Annotated in this window: 3 protein-coding genes; all 3 read right to left on the reverse strand. The window is 71.2% G+C overall.

What is annotated here, in order from left to right; all coding sequences use genetic code 11:
* Positions 1 to 345 (reverse strand): hypothetical protein (locus CWIS_RS19015; protein WP_048343858.1); only part of this gene is annotated, 345 nt, incomplete at its 3' end.
* Complete coding sequence (locus CWIS_RS13655) at positions 342 to 581, reverse strand: hypothetical protein (RefSeq protein ID WP_048343859.1); 240 nt, start codon at positions 579 to 581, stop codon at positions 342 to 344. The genes CWIS_RS19015 and CWIS_RS13655, both read right to left, overlap by 4 nt.
* Before the next feature lie 161 nt (positions 582 to 742).
* The coding region (locus tag CWIS_RS13660; RefSeq protein WP_231583897.1) for a phage/plasmid primase, P4 family at positions 743 to 2175 on the reverse strand (1433 nt) is incomplete at its 5' end.

Here is a 2175-nt window from a genome sequence, read left to right on the forward strand (position 1 = left end):
TGGGTGGTTGCAGCGGTGTGCGGCCAGGACGAGGACGTCGGGGCCGGCGCGGGGTAGGACGAGGCCGCGCAGGGTGCAGGGGGTGCGTGCGGTGAGCTCGTAGTGGCCGGGGATGCCCCACAGGCGCCAGGTGGGGCGGGCGAGGATGACGGCGGCGGCTTCGAGCTGGGGTGTCAACGGGTGGGGGTCGACGATGGCGAGGGTGGCGATGAGGGGTGAGTCGTACCCGGCGATGACGAGGCGCCGGCAGTCGCGGCACCAGCGGGGGACGGCGCGGGTGCCGACGAGGGCGGGGTCGTGGCCGGTGCGGGTGGCGTAGGCCTGCAGCCAGTACGGGGTGGTCATCGGGTGATCCGGGCGGCGGCGGTGATGAGGGTGGTGGCGATGTGCCGGCGGGTGGCGTTGCGTTCGTCGGGTCCGTGGTCGCACTGGGCGAGTGCGGCGCGGAAGACGTCCCAGGCGGTGGCGAGTGCGTGTTCGTCGTCGTCGGCGGCGTTGAGCAGGGCTGCCCAGCGGGGGTTGTCGATGACGGATGCGAGCTGCGGGCCGATTGGCTCTCCTGTGCTCGCGTGCTCGCGCACGTAAGGCGGGTCAACTGAACAGAACCTGTCATGTGTCATGGACGGTGTTCCGTGCTGACCCTGGGTGTTCGTGTCATATGTGTCATGACCTGCGGTGTCACGTCCCGGACCGGTCAGGCTGGGGGCGGGTTGGGGCGATGACGGATGTGTCATGGGGTCGGTCACCAGCCTTCTTCCTGGCCCCACGCGGGCTCGCCGGATGACGCGTCCTCGGGGTCTGATGACGGGTTGTCGAGGAGGCGGATGCCGTCGTAGTAGCGGGCGTGCATGTCGCGGTTGGACTGGACGCCGAAGCGGGTGCGCAGCTGCTGGGTGAAGGCCTTGGGGGTGGCGGGCTCTTCGCCTTCGGTGCGGCACCAGCGCTCGTAGGCGGTGCGCAGGGCGGCGACCTTGACGTGCATGTGCTGGGCGTTGGGGTCGCCGGTCTCGCACTCGTCGGTGACGAACCGTCCGACGGTGTCGGTGTCGGTGGCGTAGGCGTCGGTGGCGGCGCGTACGGACTCGGGTTCGGACAGGCCGTGGGTGAAGTAGTCGGCGGCGCCGGTGACGAGCCAGGCGAGGATCGCGGGGCCTTCGTTGTCGACGAGCTGGTCCTCGAGGTCGGGGACGCGCTTGTCGGCGGGGACGGTGTGCTCGAACGGCAGGAGGCGCAGGCGCCGCCAGAACGCGGGGCCTCCGGCGCGGACGGCGGGCTGGTGGTTGGCCAGGAGCCACAGGGTGTGGGTGGGGGTGAAGGAGAACCAGTCCTGTCGCATGAACCGGCCGGAGATGACGTCGCGGCCGGTGAGCTGCTTGATGCGGGCTTCGGCGAACCGTTGGCCGTCTTCGAGCTCGGAGGTGACGACGAGGCGGGCGCCGGCGAGGCGTGCGAGCTCGGTGGGGTGTCCTTGCTGGTGGGTGGCCAGGAGCATCTCGGCGGGTGCGGAGATGGAGTATCCGTCGTCTCCGACGCCGACGATGCGCTGGATGACGCCGAGGAGGGTGGTCTTGCCGTTCGCCCCCGGGCCGTGTGCGAAGGGCAGGAGCTGCTCGAGGACCTGGCCGACGAGGGAGACGCCGAGGAGCCGTTGGATGTAGGTGGTCAGGGCGGGGTCGCCGGCGAAGGTGTCGGCGAGGAACGCGAGCCACCGGGTGGGTGTGGTGTCGAAGTCGGGGGCGACGGCGGTGGAGCGGGTGTGCAGGGCGGCGGGGTCGGGTGCGGTGAGCTGCCCGGTGCGCAGGTTGATGACGCCGGCGGGGGTGTTGAGCTCGTAGGGTCGGGCGTCGAGGTGTGCGAGGTGGGTGACGGTGCGCGGGTCGGTGCGGGCGATGGCGACCATGGCGTCGAGGCCGCGGCGCGACAGGGACTTGTTGCGGTGGTTGCGTGACTCGCGGTCGTGGTTGGGCAGTGCGCGGGCGATGGTGCGGGCGTGCTCGTGGACGCGGCCGGCTTCGTCCCAGGTCCACCGGTGCCCGTTCCAGGTGATCCAGGTTCCGCGCTGGGGGACGTACCGCACGGTGGTGTGGTGGGTGTCGATGAGGCGTAGGGCGTTGCCGTCGTCGGTCTCGGTGTAGGTGGCGGGTTCGTCGATGCGGGACGTCGTCCCGCCCGGGG

Origin of the sequence: Cellulomonas sp. A375-1, from assembly GCF_001040865.1 — a bacterium.
Lineage (GTDB): Bacteria > Actinomycetota > Actinomycetes > Actinomycetales > Cellulomonadaceae > Cellulomonas > Cellulomonas gelida.